15 protein-coding genes are annotated in these 16,126 nt (G+C 72.9%); 5 read left to right on the top strand and 10 right to left on the bottom strand.

Annotated features, from left to right (window positions below; translation table 11 throughout):
• Positions 1 to 6: 6 nt before the first annotated feature.
• Positions 7 to 966 (bottom strand): serine protein kinase RIO, encoded by a 960-nt coding sequence (locus BMY97_RS40110; protein WP_091628156.1) that lies wholly within the window; start codon positions 964 to 966, stop codon positions 7 to 9.
• Between the two features lie 213 nt (positions 967 to 1,179).
• Between BMY97_RS40110 and BMY97_RS40105 the strand changes: the two genes are divergently transcribed.
• Positions 1,180 to 2,700 carry a phytoene desaturase family protein gene (locus BMY97_RS40105; protein ID WP_091628154.1) on the top strand — a complete coding sequence of 507 codons (1,521 nt, stop codon included), beginning with the start codon at positions 1,180 to 1,182 and terminating at the stop codon, positions 2,698 to 2,700.
• Positions 2,701 to 2,772: 72 nt separating this feature from the next.
• Positions 2,773 to 3,951 (top strand): NAD(P)/FAD-dependent oxidoreductase, encoded by a 1,179-nt coding sequence (locus BMY97_RS40100; protein WP_091628152.1) that lies wholly within the window; start codon positions 2,773 to 2,775, stop codon positions 3,949 to 3,951.
• 9 nt (positions 3,952 to 3,960) lie between these two features.
• On the opposite strand, the gene yaaA is transcribed toward BMY97_RS40100, so the two are convergent.
• Entirely contained in the window at positions 3,961 to 4,704 is a 744-nt protein-coding gene (gene yaaA, locus BMY97_RS40095; RefSeq protein ID WP_091628150.1) for a peroxide stress protein YaaA, read from the bottom strand.
• Positions 4,705 to 4,771: 67 nt separating this feature from the next.
• Between yaaA and BMY97_RS40090 the strand changes: the two genes are divergently transcribed.
• Positions 4,772 to 5,731 (top strand): GNAT family N-acetyltransferase, encoded by a 960-nt coding sequence (locus BMY97_RS40090; RefSeq protein ID WP_091628148.1) that lies wholly within the window; start codon positions 4,772 to 4,774, stop codon positions 5,729 to 5,731.
• Here the strand turns inward: BMY97_RS40090 and BMY97_RS40085 are convergent.
• On the bottom strand, positions 5,724 to 6,623 hold the full coding sequence (locus BMY97_RS40085; RefSeq protein WP_091628147.1) for a 2-hydroxyacid dehydrogenase: 900 nt from the start codon (positions 6,621 to 6,623) through the stop codon (positions 5,724 to 5,726). The two genes, BMY97_RS40090 and BMY97_RS40085, sit on opposite strands and share 8 nt — an antisense overlap.
• Before the next feature lie 412 nt (positions 6,624 to 7,035).
• Entirely contained in the window at positions 7,036 to 7,392 is a 357-nt protein-coding gene (locus BMY97_RS40080) for a VOC family protein (RefSeq protein ID WP_091628145.1), read from the bottom strand.
• A 124-nt stretch (positions 7,393 to 7,516) separates the two neighbouring features.
• On the opposite strand from BMY97_RS40080, the gene BMY97_RS40075 reads away from it, so the two are divergent.
• Positions 7,517 to 9,265 (top strand): proline--tRNA ligase, encoded by a 1,749-nt coding sequence (locus BMY97_RS40075; RefSeq protein WP_091628143.1) that lies wholly within the window; start codon positions 7,517 to 7,519, stop codon positions 9,263 to 9,265.
• A 13-nt stretch (positions 9,266 to 9,278) separates the two neighbouring features.
• Positions 9,279 to 10,355, top strand: a complete 1,077-nt coding sequence (locus tag BMY97_RS40070; protein ID WP_091628142.1) for a DUF8017 domain-containing protein — start codon at positions 9,279 to 9,281, stop codon at positions 10,353 to 10,355.
• Here the strand turns inward: BMY97_RS40070 and BMY97_RS40065 are convergent.
• From BMY97_RS40065 to BMY97_RS40040, 6 genes are all read right to left on the bottom strand, one after another.
• Positions 10,301 to 12,505 (bottom strand): bifunctional lysylphosphatidylglycerol flippase/synthetase MprF, encoded by a 2,205-nt coding sequence (locus BMY97_RS40065; RefSeq protein ID WP_091628140.1) that lies wholly within the window; start codon positions 12,503 to 12,505, stop codon positions 10,301 to 10,303. The genes BMY97_RS40070 and BMY97_RS40065 overlap by 55 nt on opposite strands.
• Positions 12,506 to 12,707: 202 nt before the next feature.
• The gene (locus tag BMY97_RS40060; protein ID WP_245787750.1) at positions 12,708 to 13,412 is read right to left on the bottom strand and encodes an HAD family hydrolase; all 705 of its coding nucleotides are present in this window, start codon (positions 13,410 to 13,412) and stop codon (positions 12,708 to 12,710) included.
• 32 nt (positions 13,413 to 13,444) lie between these two features.
• Positions 13,445 to 13,855 carry a YjbQ family protein gene (locus BMY97_RS40055; RefSeq protein WP_091628139.1) on the bottom strand — a complete coding sequence of 137 codons (411 nt, stop codon included), beginning with the start codon at positions 13,853 to 13,855 and terminating at the stop codon, positions 13,445 to 13,447.
• Positions 13,856 to 13,876: 21 nt separating this feature from the next.
• Positions 13,877 to 14,521, bottom strand: a complete 645-nt coding sequence (locus BMY97_RS40050) for a LuxR C-terminal-related transcriptional regulator (protein WP_091628137.1) — start codon at positions 14,519 to 14,521, stop codon at positions 13,877 to 13,879.
• A 28-nt stretch (positions 14,522 to 14,549) separates the two neighbouring features.
• Positions 14,550 to 15,815, bottom strand: coding sequence for a sensor histidine kinase (locus tag BMY97_RS40045; RefSeq protein WP_091628135.1), 1,266 nt, complete (start codon positions 15,813 to 15,815; stop codon positions 14,550 to 14,552).
• A gap of 90 nt (positions 15,816 to 15,905) precedes the next feature.
• Positions 15,906 to 16,124 carry a hypothetical protein gene (locus BMY97_RS40040; protein WP_091628133.1) on the bottom strand — a complete coding sequence of 73 codons (219 nt, stop codon included), beginning with the start codon at positions 16,122 to 16,124 and terminating at the stop codon, positions 15,906 to 15,908.
• Between the last annotated feature and the right edge of the window lie 2 nt (positions 16,125 to 16,126).

Here is a 16,126-nt window from a genome sequence, read left to right as displayed (position 1 = left end):
CCCAGGTCAGCCGAGCCCCGCGGCGAAGGTCAGCGCTTCGACCAGATCGTCGGCCGCCGTGACGTGTTCCGGCAGGCCACGGGCATGGAACCAGCCGGCGAGGTTGCGCACGTCGCGGGTCAGGAACTCGTGCCCGCCGGGGTTCGCCACGAGGTCCACCACCTGGGGCAGGTCGATCACCATCAGGTGGCCCTCGTGCACCAGCAGGTTGTACGCCGAGAGGTCACCGTGTGCGACGCCCTGGACGGCCAGCAGCTCCAGCGCGGCGGTCGCCTGGGCCCAGAGGTCGGCCAGCTCGTCCGGCTCCGGGCGGAGCTGCGCGAGCCGGGGCGCCGCCGCGCCGTCGGCGTCGCCGAGGAACTCGAGCAGCAGCTCGGTCCCGTTGCGCTGCACCGGATACGGCACCGGTGCGCCGATCGTCCACAAGCGACTCAACGCGGCGAACTCGGCCACCGCCCACTGCTCCGCGATCAGGTTGCGGCCGAACGAGCTGCGGTTGGCCATCGCGCGCATCTCGCGGGAGCGGCGCATCCGCCTGCCCTCGAGGTACCCGGCGTCACGGTGGAACAGCTTGTGCTCGTCGCTGCGGTAGCGCTTGGCGGCGAGCAGCACGCCGTCCGTGCCGGGCAGGCCCCGGCGCAGCAGGTGGACGTCCGCCTCCTTGCCGGTTTTGAGCACGCCGAGCTCGGTGTCGACCGCGCCGAGGTCGGTGACGACCCAGTCCGGCGTCGGGTGCGGGCCCGGCTCGGCGCTGTCCCAGGTGGTCCAGCGATCGGCGCCGTCGGGCAACTCGGTTTCGGTGTAGGCGTCGTCGCGCAGCCGGGCCAGGCGGACGCGCTCGCCCTCGGTGAGGCGGCCGCTGCGGTCCGGGGCGGGCCCTTCGTAGACCTGGCGGACGCGACGGGCCGGTTCTTCGTCGAAGGAATCTTCGAAGTCGGAATAGTCTTCGTAGTCGTGCTCACGCACTGGTGGGTTCTCCTAGATCAGGGTTTGCCCCACCGGGCGAGCGCGAAGCTCTAGCCGCGAGGGGCGGGCGGAAGTGGGCAGGACAGCGCCCGGACGTTCTCCACGACGCACCTCCTCGCCTTCGGCTCCGCCGGCTCCCTGGCCGGTCCCGAACAGCCTGCCGGGCCGCGGGGGACTCGCGCAACCGAATTACCCCGCCCTAGCCTTCGGGCCATGGATTACGACGCGGTGATCGTGGGCGGTGGGCACAACGGCCTGGTGGCGGCCGCTTACCTGGCACGGGCGGGCCGCTCGGTCCTCGTGCTGGAGCGGCGGGACGAGACGGGCGGCGCGGCGGTGTCGTTCCGGGCCTTCGAAGGGGTGGACGTGCGGCTGTCCCGGTATTCGTACCTGGTCAGCCTGCTGCCGCGGAAGATCGTCGAGGACCTGGGGCTCGACGTCGAGCTGCGGCGGCGCCGGATGTCGTCCTACACACCGGCCGGCGACACGGGTCTCCTTGTCGACACGGGTGACGAGGCGCGGACGGCGGCGGCCTTCCGCGCCGTCACGTGGTCCACAAAGGACTATGACGCCTGGCGCCGCTTCTACGCGCTGGCGGGGAAGGTCGCGGCGCGGACGTTCGACACGCTCACCTCACCGCTGCCCAGCCGAGACGAGTTGAGGGAGCGGATCGGCGACGACGAGGCGTGGTCGATGTTCTTCGAGCGGCCGATCGGGGAGACGCTCACCGGGCTCTTCGGCGACGACACCGTGCGCGGCGTCGTGCTCACCGACGCGCTGATCGGGACTTTCGCCCCGGCGTCCGACCGAGACCTGCGGCAGAACCGCTGCCTGCTGTACCACCTGATCGGCAACGGCACGGGCGACTGGGACGTGCCGGTCGGCGGGATGGGCGCGGTCACCGGCGCGCTGGCGGACGCGGCGCGACGGGCCGGCGCCACGCTCGTCACCGGCGCCGAGGTGCAGTCGGTGACGCCGGACGGCGAGGTGCGCTACACGCTGGAGGGCGCTTCACGGGTCGTCTCCGCCGGGCACGTGCTAGCGAACGTCGCGCCGCGCACCCTCGCGCGGCTGCTCGGTGAGGAGCCGGGCGAGGCGCCGGAGGGCGCGCAGCTGAAGGTCAACATGGTGCTTTCGCGGCTGCCCCGGCTGCGTGACGCGAGTGTCGACCCGCGCGACGCGTTCGGCGGCACCTTCCACGTCAACGAGACGTTCTCGCAGCTGGAGACCGCGTACGCCGAGGCGGCCGCGGGGCGGATCCCAGCGCTGCCGCCGTGCGAGATCTACTGCCACTCGCTCACGGACCCGTCGATCCTCGGCCCGGCGGAGCGTGCGGCGGGCGTCCAGACGCTGACGCTCTTCGGGCTGCACATGCCGGCGCGGCTGTTCGAGACGGACAACGACGCGGCGCGGGCCGAAGCACTGCGCGCGACGCTGGCGTCGCTGAACAGCGTGCTGGCCGAGCCGATCGAGGGCTGCCTGCTGCGGGACCCGGCCGGGCGCCCGTGCGTCGAGGCGAAGACGCCGCTGGACCTGGAGGCGGAACTGGGGCTGCCGCGCGGGCACATCTTCCACCGGGACCTGTCGTGGCCGTTCTCCGACTCGGCGGCCGGGACCTGGGGTGTCGAGACGGCGCACCCGCGGGTGCTGCTGTGCGGCGCGGGCGCCGTCCGGGGCGGCGGGGTGAGCGGAATCCCCGGCCACAACGCGGCGATGGCGGTGCTGGCCGGCTGAACGCGGGCCGGTGGTGCCGGGCCGGATCGGGCAGAGGTCGACGGCGCGGTGCGGAGCGGGCAATGTGGAGACATGCGCGTGATCGTGATCGGCAGTGGGATCGGCGGAGCGGCGACGGCGTACCACCTTGCGGAGCGGGGAGCGGAAGTCGTGTCGGTGGACGCGCCCCGGCCGGGCGTCGCCACCGAGGCGGGCGCCGGGATCGTCAGCCCGTGGACCTCCCGCTGGGACAATCGGATCTATCCGCTGGCGGCCGCCGCGGGGGCGTACTACCCGGAGCTGGCCGCGGCATTGGCGGAGCAGGGGCAGCACACGTCGTACGAGGTCGTCGGCGGCATGGTGGTGTCGGAGTCGGCGAACGAGCTGGACGAGGCGGAGGCGCTGGTGCGCACGCGCGTCGCGGACGCCCCCGGCGCGGGTGCGGCCAGCCGCCTCGACCCGGCCCAGGCGCGCTCGCTGTTCCCGCCGCTCGCCCCGGGCCTCGGCGCCGTCCACCTCTCCGGCGCGGGCCGCGTGGACGGCCGCCGGATCCGCCGGGCCCTGATCGCCGCCGCGAAACAGCGCGGCGCCCGGTTCGCGCGGGCGACGGCGTCGGTGCGGCCGAACGTGCCCGCCACCAAGGGAACGAGCGCGGCCGGACCGATCGGCGGCCCGGGCTCGGGTGCTCCGCTCACCACCGCCAACGGCCGATGGCGCGTCACCGCCGGCGGCGAGGAACTGGCCGCCGACGCCGTGGTGCTCTCGGCGGGCGCCTGGTCGGCCGCGGTGGCCGAGCGGCTGGGGCTGGTCGTCCCGGTGGCGCCGCAGCGGGGGCAGATCACCCACTTCGAGCTGCCGGGCACCGACACGGCCGCGTGGCCGGTCGTGCTGCCGCGGTCGAGCCACTACCTGCTGGCGTTCCCGGGCGGCCACGTCGTCGCCGGGGCCACCCGCGAAACCGGCTCCGGCTTCGACCACCGGGTGACGGCGGCCGGGCAGCGTGAAGTGCTCGACCACGCCCTCGCCGTCGCGCCGGGCCTCGCCGACAGCACCCTCGCGGAGACCCGCATCGGCTTCCGCCCCGCGACACCCGACACGCTGCCCCTGCTCGGCGCCGTCGACGGGAACCCCGGCCTGTGGCTCGCGACCGGCTTCGGCCCGGCGGGGCTCACCCTCGCGCCGTACGCCGGGAAGCTGATGGCGGACCTGGTGCTCGGCGGCGACGTCCCGGCGGACCTGCTCGCACCGTGCTCGCCCGCCCGCTTCGGCTGAGCCCGGCCGTCAGCCGGTGAGCAGTTCCAGGCTGTGGTCGCCGGTGCGCTCGACGGTCAGGCCCGCCTTGGCGATCACCTTCACCAGCTGGTCCACAGTGGACGGTTCGGCGCGGGTGGTGGCCAGCACCGCGGCCAGCCGGCCCTTATAGGCCTTGTTGAAGTGGCTGACCGTGGTGCGGTTGCCGTCGGCGTCCTCGGTCACGACGCGGACGGTCACCGCGTCCGGGCGCAGCCGCGCGAACGCCGCGTACGTGCCAGAGCGCAGGTCCACCACCAGGCCGTCGATGCCCTGCAGCACCGGCTCCAGCACGGGTTTCCACAGCCCGCGCACGGTGCCCAGCGCAGGCACGGAGTTGCCGCCCGAAAGCCGGTACGCGGGAATCGGGTCGGTCGCGGAGACCACGCCGAACAGCGCCGACGTCACGGCCAGGCGGCGGTGCGCCTTTTCCAGGCCCGCGCGGGTGAAGCTCTTCATGTCGAGCGCGTCGTAGAGCACGCCGGTGTAGCGGCGCAGCGCGGGCAGCGTCGGGGAAGTCCACAGCTGTGCGTTGCGCGTGACCTCGTCGCGCTGGCGTTCGGAGATGCCGAGGGTGGCGAGGCTCGCCGGAACGTCCCGGGCCAGCTCGACGAGCGCGTCGGCGAGCTTGGCCCGCACGGGGTTCAGCTCGGGGAAGGACAGCGCGCCGTGATCGAGCGGCGGCCCGTCACCGCCGTCGGCCTTGGTCTCGGAAGGGGGAAGCAGCACCAGCACGAAAGGCAGCGTAACCGCGGCGCAATCCGGGTGCGGCGGCCGCTTCCCCCGGCTTACGCTGCCCGGCATGGACCTCACCTGGCGCCCGCTGACGCTTGACGACTCCGAGCAGCTCGCGGGACTGTTCGCCGCGGCCCAGGACGTCGACCGCACCGGCGAGCACTACAGCGCCGAAGACCTGCGCGAGGAACTCGACGCGCCGAACATCGACCTGCCGTCCGGCTCCATCGGCGCGTGGGCGGGGGACCGGCTGGTGGGCTACGCCGCGGTCGGCCGCCGCGACCTCGCCGACCCGGTGGACATGCCGCGCGTCGAGACGCTGACGCACCCGGACTTCCGCACTCGCGAGATCGCGGACCACCTCATGACCTGGTTGCTCGACGCGGGCAAGCGGGTGCACGAGCAGTTCTTCCCGCAGGCGCCGCTGGAACTGCACGCGACCGTGCACGAGAACGAGCACTGGTACGCCGGGGCGCTCACCCGCGCGGGCTACCGGCGCGCTCGCACCTTCGTCGAGATGCGCGCCGATCTCGCCGAGCTGCCGTCGATGAAGCCGCTTCCGGAGGGCTACGAGGTGGCGGGTTTCGAGGACCGTTACGACGCCCTCACCCTCGAAGCGCGCAACGTGACCTTCGCCGAGCATTGGGGCAGCGCGCTCCTGTCGCCCGAAGCCTGGCGACACCGCGTGACGGGTTCGAAAGACTTCCGGGCCGACCTGTCGTACTTGGTCCTCACTCCGTCTCGCGATCGGGTGCTGGCGTTCGTCCTGAGCTCCTTCATCGCTTCCGAGGCCGCAGCCACGGGTGTGCGCGAGCTGTACGTGGAGTACGTCGGTACGCGCGCCGAGCTGCGGGGGCTGGGCATCGCGTCGGCGTTGCTGGGCCACACGCTGGTTCAGGCGCGCGCGAAGGGTTTCGAGAGGTCGGCTCTTTCGGTGGACACGAGCAACTCCGCGCTCGGCGTCTACGAACGGTGCGGCTACCGGGTCGCCGACACTCGCTACGGGTACGTGCTGCCGGTCAGTTGACCAGATTGAGCAGTGGCGCGCCGGTGGCGAAGCGGTGGAGCTGATCGGTCACGAGTTGCTTGGCGCGGGGGTAGAACGAGGCCGAGCCGCCCGCGATGTGCGGGGTCAGGATCACGCCGGGGACCTTCCACAGTGGATGGTCGGCGGGGAGCGGCTCGGGGTCGACCACGTCGAGGGCCGCGCGCAGGCGGCCGGCGGAGGTCTCGGCGAGCAGGGCGCCGGTGTCGATCGCGGTGCCGCGGCCGACGTTGACCACCAGCGCGCCGTCCGGCAGCGCGGCGAGCTCCGGCGCGCCGATCAGGCCGCGCGTGGCCGGGGTGTCGGGCAGGACCAGCACCACGATGTCGGCCGAGGGCAGCAGCGCGGGCAGCTCGCTGATGCCGCGCACGTCCTCGTCGGCCCGGGCCCGGCTCGCGACGCGCGTGACCACGGCCTCGGCCGCGACCAGCTGCCGCTCGATGGCGTGGCCGATCGAGCCGTACCCGATCAGCAGCACGCGGCTGTCGGCGAGGGAACGGGTGTGCTCACGCTCCCAAGTGCCCGTCGCCTGCTGCGCGATCCACCGGGGAAGATCCCGCTGCGACGCGTGGATCAGCGCCAGCGTGTGCTCGGCGACGCTGAGGTCGTGCAGCCCGCGCCCGTTCGCCAGCCGGACGCCCTCGGGCACCAACGGCAGCAACGTCTCGACCCCCGCGGACAACGACTGCACCACCCGCAACGACGGCAACCGCCCGATCAGCTTCGCCGGCTCCGTACCGCTGTCGTAGGGAAGCACGTAGAACTCGACCCCGCTCAGGTCATCGGCGGGCAGCGCCCCACCCCCGTACCAGGCGGCCGCGAGCCCCTCGGGCAGCTCGATGTCGGTCCAGGGCAGCAACACGCGCGCAGTCACACCCCCACGCTAATCCGCGACGGCTTCGCTATGGGCGATGGCCTCGGCCGGCGGTGGCCTGGCCACGTTGCCGCGCCCAGGGCAGTCAGTGCCGCACCTCGCTATGGCGGACGCGGCGAACCCGCAGTGGCGCCTCACGACCGTGACCGCGCCACCGCCATCGCGCCATGCGACTGTGCCTCGCCTCCACCACCACCGTGCTACCACCGCGGCGGCCCGGTCCGCCGCTGCCGCGGGTCGCCGCAACCTGGCTCGCCCCACCTCGATACCGATGGGGATCAACGGCCCACGATCACCGAGCCCACGGTCGCCAGGCCGACGGTCGCCAGGCCCACGATCACCAGGTCCGGGACCAACGGCCCAGGGCCACCAAGCCCAAGATCACCAACGGCCCGGAATCAACGGCTCAAGATCAATGACCCCCGGCCTCTGCCACGCAGAACTCGTTGCCTTCCGGGTCCGTCAGCACCGTCCACGCCACCCCGGGCTGGCGGTGCCGGGACTGTTCAGTCGCGCCGAGGGAGACCAGGCGTCGCACCTCGGTCTCGGGGTCGGGGGAGCTGAAGTCCACGTGTACGCGGTTCTTGCCCGTTCGGGGTTCCGGGACCTGTTGGAAGGCCAGCGCGGGCCCGCCGGTCTCCGGGCGCGCGAGGATGACGAACGGCCCGTAATCGCCCTCGACGGTGACGCCCAGGGCGGCCGTCCAGAAGCCGGCCAGGTCCTGGGGGCTCGTGCAGTCGATCGTGATCATGCCCAGTTCAAGTGCCATCCCGCGAAGCTAGCGCCCACCACCGACAAAAACCGGGGGCCGCGGATAACCCGTTGGAGGGAGACCGTGGCGGTTGACTACGCTGGGCCAAACCTCCAGACCCGCCCAGCGCAGGGAGTTCGCAGTGATCACCAGGATGTCGTCGTTGTTCCTCCGCACCCTGCGTGAGGACCCGGCGGACGCCGAGGTACCCAGCCACCGGCTGCTGGTACGCGCCGGCTACGTCCGCCGGGTCGCCCCGGGTGGTTACACGTGGCTGCCGCTGGGGCTGCGCGTGCTGCGCCGCATCGAGCACGTGGTGCGCGAAGAGATGAACCGCATGGGCGCGCAGGAGATCCAGTTCCCCGCGCTGCTGCCGAAGGAGCCCTACGAGGCCACCGGCCGCTGGACCGAGTACGGCGACAACCTGTTCCGCCTCAAGGACCGCAAGGGCGCCGACTACCTGCTCGGCCCCACGCACGAGGAGCTGTTCGCGCTCACCGTGAAGGGCGAGTACACCTCGTACAAGGACTATCCCGTCACGCTGTACCAGATCCAGACCAAGTACCGCGACGAGGCGCGCCCCCGCGCCGGGATCCTGCGCGGCCGCGAGTTCGTCATGAAGGACTCCTACTCCTTCGACCTCGACGACGACGGTCTGGCGCGCTCGTACCAGGCGCACCGCGACGTCTACACGCGGCTGTTCGACCGCCTCGGCCTCGAGTACGTCATCGTGGCGGCGACCTCGGGCGCCATGGGCGGCTCGGCGTCGGAGGAGTTCCTCGCCGTCGCCGAGACGGGTGAGGACACCTACGTCCGCAGCACGGAGTCCGGTTACGCGGCGAATGTCGAGGCCGTCATCACGCCCGCGCCCCCCGCGAAGCCGCTCGAGGGCCTGCCCGCCGCGCAGGTGCATCACACGCCGAACACGCCGACCATCGAGTCGCTCGTGGCGTTTTTCAACGCCGCCGGCCTCGGGCGCGAGTTCACCGCCGCGGACACGCTGAAGAACGTCATGCTCAAGACGCGCCGGCCCGGCGCGAAGGAGTGGGAGCTGCTCGGCGTCGGCCTGCCGGGCGACCGCGAGGTGGACATGAAGCGCCTCGAAGCGTCGCTGGAGCCCGCCGAGGTCGAGCTGCTCGAGGAGGCGGACTTCAGGAAGAACCCGTTCCTCACCAAGGGGTACATCGGGCCGAAGTCGCTCAAGGAGAACGGCGTCCGCTACCTCGTCGACCCCCGCGTGGTCGAGGGCACGGCCTGGCTGACCGGCGCCGACCAGGCCGATCACCACGTGCTCGACCTGGTCATGGGCCGCGACTTCACGGCCGACGGCACCATCGAGGCCGCCGAGGTCCGCGAGGGCGACGCCTCGCCCGACGGCCACGGCACCCTGGTCGCCGCGCGCGGCATCGAGATCGGCCACATCTTCCAGCTGGGCCGCAAGTACACCGACACGTTCAGCCTCGACGCGCTCGGCCCGGACTCCAAGCCGATCCGCATCACGATGGGCTCGTACGGGCTGGGCGTCTCGCGCCTGGTCGCGGTGCTCGCCGAGCAGAACTTCGACCAGGACGGCCTGGTCTGGCCGCGCGAGGTGTCGCCGTTCGACGTGCACGTGGTCATCGCGGGCAAGGACGAGACCATCGCGGCCGGCGCGGAGAAGCTGGCCGCCGACCTCGACGCCGCCGGCATCGAGGTGCTGCTCGACGACCGCAAGTCCTCGCCGGGCGTGAAGTTCGCCGACGCCGAGCTGGTCGGCGTGCCGACCATCCTCGTGGTCGGGCGCGGACTGGCCAGCGGAGTGGTCGAGGTGAAGGACCGGCGCACCGGCGAGCGCGAGGAGATCGCGGTCGACTCGGTGGTCGACCACCTGGTCAAGCTCGTCCGCTCCTGACGGGACGCCGCCGGTGTTCGGCCGTAACCGCAAGCGCCGGGACGGCGGCTACCAGGACAACGCGGCCCTGACCGGCTTCGGCGGCTACGAGCCGTCGGACACACCGACGACCGGGTACGGCGAGGTCCGGCCGCCCGAGACCACGCGGCCGAGCGCACAGGCCTCGGGCATCGCCGAGCCTTTCGGGCCGGGCGCACCGGTCTCGGGCGTCGCCGAATCGTTGCGCGGCAAGAGTTTCGGGCCGGGCGTCGGCCCGGCGGGCAGTGGGAATCCGGCTCAGGGCCCTTGGCCAAGCGCCGCGGTACCCGGCGAACCCGGGGTCAGGGCCGAGCCCCAGCGGATCCGCCCGCCCGGGAAGCCGGGCCGCAGACGCCGGGGCTCGCGGGTCGCTTGGGCGGTGGTCGTGGTGCTCGGGCTGGGCGCGGCGGCGCTGAACGTCTTCAGCACCGGCGACCACCGCTCCACCCCGAGCCGCCCGCCGGTCGGCTATACCCCCGAGCCGCGGGTGACCGTGCCCGCCGTGGTGGCCGGGTGGCAGTCGGTGGCGGGCCGCGACGGCTCGTACGCCTACGACGTGCCGCCGAGCTGGACGCCGAAGCCCGGCACGGTGCACGGCTGGGACAAAACCACCACCGCGCCCGGGATCACGCTCGGCACCAGCGCCTTCGTGGACGAGGGTTTCTGCCCCGGCGTCAGCGACAGCCGCCGCGGCGGGGCCGGGGTGACGACGGAGCCGACCGGTGACGCGGAGCAGGCCGTCCGCAAGGCCGTGGACGACCTGGCCGTGAGCGCGTACGGCCCCGAATCCGCGAGGACGCCGGGACCGGGAGAAGACGCCACAGTCCAGATCGGCCGGACCCCGCGGCCGACGCGCATGGTCTTCGCCGACGTCGTGCCGAAGGACGGCGGCCCCTGCGCCTCGAAGCACGTTGTGATGGGCGCGATCGCCATTTCCGGCCCGTCCTCGTCCGCCGTGCTGGTGGCGTACGCCGACCAGGACGTGCCCCGTGACGATCTGACGCGCATCCTCCGCAGCTACCGCGGGGTGCTCGCTTCCGACCGGGTCACCTCGACGCCGGCCGCCCGCTGACGCTTCAGCGCCAGCTTCGCGAAGTCCTTCAGCCCGGCGTTCGGCAGGTAGGCCCGGCCGAGCGCGATGCCGATCCGCGGCAGGTCCGCCTCGTCGCGGAACGCGAGGTACATCGGCTCGTGCCGGGGCTGGAACTTCGCCTTGAACGCGTGCAGCGAGCGGAATCCGTAGTACGGCTCCATCTTCTCGCCCAACGCGTCGAGCACCCGCTCCACCGCGCGCGCCGGGCCGGTGTCGCGGCTGCGGGCCAGCGGGGCGCCCGAGAGCGACACGAACCGCGCACCCTCCTCACGGAAGGCCAGACAAGCCGAAGCGATCAGGAACTCCATCACCGGGCGGAAACCGCAGGCGCGGCGGCGCATCACGTCGAGCGTCCAGCCGCCGACGGTGCCGGCCCCGGTGTGCACCGGCAGCCACGAGGTGACGCCGTGCACGGTGCCGTCCGCGCCGATCGCCAGCCCGACCCGGGTGGCCGGGTCCATCGCCTGGTCCAGCCCGCCGAGCGTGAACCCCATCTCCGGCATGCCCTTGTCGCCGATCCACTCCTCCGAAAGCGCGCGCACCTGGGCGCGGATCGCGCGCGGCTGCTCGGCCAGGCGCACCAGCCGGAATTCGATGCCGTCCTTGCGTGCCTTGTTGAGCGCCGAGCGCACGTCCTGCCACGCCTTGCCGCGGAACTCCAGGTGCTCCAGGTCGACCAGGGTGTCCTCGGCGACCTGCACGTGCTGCCAGCCCAGCTCGCGGGTGACGGCCACGGTGGTCGCCGTCGCGGAGAAGACACACGGCACGAGGCCGGTGTTCTCGCACATCTCGGTGAACTCGGTGACGGCGCGGGCGGCCGAGCCGTCCGGCGCGACCGGGTCGCCGAGCGCGACCGCGACGCCAGCGTGACGCTGGTAGGCGAGGTAGGAACTGCCGTCGGAGGCGACGAAGTAGGCGTTCTGCGGCCAGGTGGTCATCCACGAGATGGTGCTGCCGCCGTTGCGCCCCAACAGCATCCGGGCGAACGCGGGGTCCGGGCCGCCGCGGCCGAGCTTGCGGCAGCGGCGCCGGGACGGCACGCGGAACGCGCCGCGCGCGGCGATCAGCAGCAGCAGTTCGACCGTCCACAAGAGATTGTCCACGAAGAACAGCGACAGGCCGTGGGCGTCGTAGCCCGAGCGCATCAGTCTCGCCACGGCGACCACCCCGCCGAGGATCAGCACCTGCGACATCGCGAACGCGCACAGCGCCACCGCCCAGCGCCAGGCCGTGCGGCTGCCGCGGCGCAGGCCGTTCATCATCGGCACCACGATCGCGCAGAGGATCAGGATCTCGACCGGCGACAGGGAGACCGCGTCGGACGGGCCGAACGGGCCGTCGCCGGGAACCAGCCACATCACCACCTCGGCGCAGGCGAGCAGCAACAGGCCCGCGCACACCATCAGCCGCAGTTCGCGCTGGCCCGGCCGGCCGGCCTCCTTGATCCGCGCGGCCCCGACGAGCCGGTGGCCGAGCGGCAGGGCGATCAGGAGCGCGAAGAAGTGCACCAGGTCGGCGAGCGATCCGACGTACACGATGGCAACGCACGCGTACACGCACAGCCCGGCGCGAAGCCGGAGCCGCCACGGCGGGCGCAACGCGGCGCTGGCCACGGCGATGGCCGCGAGCGTGCCGCCGGAGAAGCCGACGTCGAGGGTCCCCGCGATGCGTCCCGCCCAGACCCAGCCGGAATTGCGGCACAGCTCGAGGAACTGGATCGCAGCGATCGTGGACACCAGCTGCCCGCCCACGGTCACGGCGATCGCGCGCCGCGTGCCGAGCTGCCACTCCGCGAAGCCCGCGAGCAGCGCGAAAGTCCCCACCATCGGCAAGTAGAACAACGGCCGCAGCGCGAAGAACGGCCCGGTGGCCAGCGTCCACCAGCGCCCGTGCTGCATCGAGGGCAGGCCGTAGGCGTAGTAGTGGAAGCCCGGCTGGTGCTCGGCCGCGTGCCACAGGGTCCCACTGGCGATCGCCACGAGGAGCATGGCGAGCACCACCGTGGTCGTGAACGGAAGCCGGTGCCACAGCACAGCGAACCGGCCGCGCGGCGGCTCCTCTGCCGCCCGTCCGCGTCCCCCCGTGCCGGCACCGTCGGCGGTCCCCGCCGCCGGCGCTGCTGTTGTCATGATCCGAGTCTGGCCTGCCGGCCTAAAGCGAACATCCCTCGTCCGGCGGACTTCTCCCCCTAAGGGAGTGCTACCCCAGAGGGACGCAACCCTGACCTAAGGGGGGATGCGGGCTGAGGGCTGCCCCGGTGACCAGCGCGGATGGGCGCCGCAGGGCCGGCGGAAGGCACCGCCGCGCGAGAACAGGGGTTGACGCGCGTTTTCAGCCGAGCACGGCCTTGCGCACCGAGTCCAGGTCGCTCAGATCGGCCAGCACGGTGTGGGCACCGGCGTCCCGGAGTTCCTCCGCGCGGTAACGCCCGGTCGCGACGGCCACCGCGACGGCGCCGTTGTCGAGCGCGGCCCGGACGTCTTCCGGGGTGTCCCCGATGATCACCACGGCATCGGGGGCGAAGGTGACGTCGTGCTTCGCCGCCGCGGCGGAAACGGCGTGCGGCACGAGGTCCGGACGGTGCGCCGAGAGCGAGCCGTAACCGCCGATCGCCAGGTCCAGGTGCTCGTCGAGGCCGAACGCCGCCAGCTTGTGCACGGAGATCTCCGGCAGGTTGCCGGTGACCAGCGTCTGCACCACACCGCCGTGCTCCGCCATGGCCGCCAACGCGGCGGCGGCGCCGTCGAGGGCGCGGCCGGACTCGTGCAACGTGGCGCTCTCACGCTCCGAGACGGCGATCAGCTCGGCCCACAGCCGCTGGATCGTCTCCTCGTCCGGCTCGATCCCGTGCAGCGTCAGCAGGTTGCCGCTGATCGCGCGCTCGGTGTTGCCGCCGAAGTCCGGGTGCACGCTCAGCTCGGTGCCGGTGGCCGCGAGCAGCGCCTCCGTGTACCAGCGGAGGCCGACGCCGCTCAAGTCCACGAGGGTGTGGTCGATGTCCCAGAGCACCAGCCGGTGCGCGCGTGTCGTCGTCACGCTGGCGAGGCTACCGGGGCGGTCCGGCGAATTCAGCCCGCGAGCAGGCTGAACCGCACCCGCCGGACCGGGTTGTCCACATTCGTGTCCACCAGGCAGATCGACTGCCAGGTGCCCAGCAGCAGCACCCCGCCCAGCACCGGGATGGTCGCGTACGGCGGCACCAGCGCGGGCAGCACGTGGTCACGGCCGTGGCCCGCGCTGCCGTGGCGGTGGCGCCAGCGCTCGTCGCGGGGGAGCAGTTCGTCGAGCGCGGCGAGCAGGTCGTCGTCGCTGCCGGCGCCGGTCTCCAGCACCGCGAGCCCGGCGGTGGCGTGCGGCACCCACACGTGCAGCAGGCCGTCGGTGCAGTCGGCGTCACGCAGGAATGTCTCGGCCTCGCGGGTCAGGTTGTACACCACGGCGGTGTTGCCGGTGTGCACCTCGATCTCGGTGGAGTACATGCCCGCCAGCGTAGGTCGGGCTCAGGAGCCGAGGTACCGGAGCACCGCCAGGACCCGCCGGTTGTCGCCGTCCGACGGCGGCAGGCCGAGCTTGCCGAAGATGCTCGTCACGTACTTCTCCACCGAGCCCGCGGAGAGGAACAGGGCGGCGGCGATCGCGGAGTTCGACCGGCCCTCGGCCATCAGGCCCAGCACCTCCCGTTCGCGCGCGGTCAGCTCCGAAAGCGCGTCGGAGCGGCGGGTGACGCTGAAGAGCTGGCTCACCACTTCCGGGTCCAGCACGGTTTCGCCGGCGGCCACCCGGCGCAGCGCGTCGAGGAAGTCCGAGACCTCCGCGACGCGGTCCTTGAGCAGGTAGCCGACGCCGCCGGCGCGGTCGGCCAGCAGTTGCGCCGCGTACTTCGTCTCCACGTACTGCGAGAACAGCAGGATCGCCCGCCCCGGCCGCTCGCCGCGCAGCGCGATCGCCGCGCGCAGCCCTTCATCGGTGTGCGCCGGCGGCATCCGTACGTCCACAATGGACACGTCGGGCTCGTGTTCGAGCACGGCGGCGCGCAACGCCACGGCGTCCTTCACGGCCGCGACGACCTCGTGCCCGCGCAGCGTGAGCAGCTCGACGAGCCCGTGGCGCAGGATGGTCGAATCCTCCGCGATGACGATCCGCACGCGTTCCCCCCTTCTCCGCCGCCAGACTCTAGCGAGGCAACGGCACCGCGGCGGTGACCGTGGTCGGCCCGCCGGGAGGGCTGGCCACGGACAGCTCGCCGTCGACCGTCCGCAGCCGGTCCGCGAGCCCGGCGAGGCCGCCGCCCGGGACCACGGCCGCGCCGCCCGCGCCGGTGTCGGCGACGACCAGCCGCAGCACGCCGCCGTCCTCGGTGAGCGCCAGCCGGACCGGGGAACGGGTGTGCTTCGCGGCGTTCGTGAGCAGCTCGGCCGCGCTGAAGTAGACGATCGTCTCCACCGAAGGCGGCGGGCGCCGGGGCAGGTCGACCTCGACCCGGACGTCGATCCCGGACCTCGCGACCAAAGTGGACAGTGCCACGTCCAGGCCCGCGTCGAGCGCGGCCGGGTGGATGCCGCGGGCCAGGTCGCGCAGCTCGGTGAGCGCCTGCTTGGCGTTGGCGTGCGCGGTGGTCACCAGGTCGCGGACCTGGCCGAGGTCCACCGGCTCGGCGCCCAGCTCCTCCTTCGCCAGCCCGAGCCGCATGGCGAGCGCGACCAGCTGGGCCTGCGCGCCGTCGTGGAGGTCCCGCTCGATCCGGCGCAGCCGCAGCGCCGCGTCCTCGACGGCGGTCGCGCGGCTCTCCTCGAGGTCGCGCACCCGCCCGCTGAGCAGGGGCCGGCCCAGCAGGCCGGCCACGAACCCGCGGTCGACCGTGGTCAGCGCGTGGATCAGCCGCGGCAGCGCGGCCAGCACGGCGATCCCGGACGCCGCCCAGACCAGCGTGCCCGCCCAGGCGTCGCTCTGGATGCCGAACACCGGCAGGGCCGCGCCGTGGAAGGGAAACCACAGCACGAGGTAACTGATCGAGGCACCGGCGTAGAGCGCCAGCAGGCCGGCCAGGAACAGGCTGATCAGCGTCCACGGCAGCCGAACCAGCAGATACGCCACGGCCCGCCAGGCGAGCGGGTCGCCGATCCGCATCTTCAGCCAGCGCCACAGCCCCGGCTCGAGCGCCACCGGGCGCGGGGCGGGCACCCGCTCGCCGAGCAGCGCGCCCGCCAGCCGCCGGTGCCCGGCCCCGAGCAGCCGGGCGCCGTCCAGCACCGCCGCGAGCACCGCCGGCCCGACGATCAGCGGGAAAAGCGCGATGCCGGCCACCACCCCGGCCAGCACCCCGAAGAAGGCGACCAGGGAGAACGGGCCGGCGAGCACCAGCCACGCCGTTTCGCGCGCGATGTCACGCGGCGGCACCGGCTGCAGCAGCCGCCGCAGCGCGCTCGGATTCCCGGTCACCCGGCCGAGTCTGCCGCGCTCGCCACCCGCGCGCCCATCCGGTTTTCCCTACTCGTGAGTGGCTGCGCCGGTTCTAACCGTCGTGAACACTCACGAGTCCGGTTCGGCCCGCTGGAGGCGCTCCTCGTCGGCCTGGGCCTTCCCGGCCGCCTCCCGCATCTCGATCAGGTCGGTCATCCAGTCGCCGGTCTCGCGCGCGATGTCGCGCACGGCGCCGGTGATGATCGTCGCGATGGCCCCGATGTGGGTGGCCGCGGATTCCGTGAGCTCCTGGACCGTGTCCTTGCCGCTTTCGAACTGACCCACCATGA

It is taken from the genome of Amycolatopsis saalfeldensis, from assembly GCF_900110575.1.
GTDB classification, from domain to species: domain Bacteria; phylum Actinomycetota; class Actinomycetes; order Mycobacteriales; family Pseudonocardiaceae; genus Amycolatopsis; species Amycolatopsis saalfeldensis.
The sequence above is the reverse complement of the archived record's forward strand: the minus strand, read 5'-3'. Positions and strand labels throughout refer to the sequence as shown.

Coding starts and splice junctions, on each gene's coding strand:
- BMY97_RS40100 (WP_091628152.1), top strand. CDS start 2,773: ATGCGCGTGATCGTGATCGGCAGTGGGATCGGCGGAGCGGCGACGGCG.
- BMY97_RS40040 (WP_091628133.1), bottom strand. CDS start 16,124: ATGGTGGGTCAGTTCGAAAGCGGCAAGGACACGGTCCAGGAGCTCACG.
- BMY97_RS40055 (WP_091628139.1), bottom strand. CDS start 13,855: ATGTACTCCACCGAGATCGAGGTGCACACCGGCAACACCGCCGTGGTG.
- BMY97_RS40105 (WP_091628154.1), top strand. CDS start 1,180: ATGGATTACGACGCGGTGATCGTGGGCGGTGGGCACAACGGCCTGGTG.
- BMY97_RS40090 (WP_091628148.1), top strand. CDS start 4,772: ATGGACCTCACCTGGCGCCCGCTGACGCTTGACGACTCCGAGCAGCTC.
- BMY97_RS40080 (WP_091628145.1), bottom strand. CDS start 7,392: ATGGCACTTGAACTGGGCATGATCACGATCGACTGCACGAGCCCCCAG.
- BMY97_RS40065 (WP_091628140.1), bottom strand. CDS start 12,505: ATGACAACAGCAGCGCCGGCGGCGGGGACCGCCGACGGTGCCGGCACG.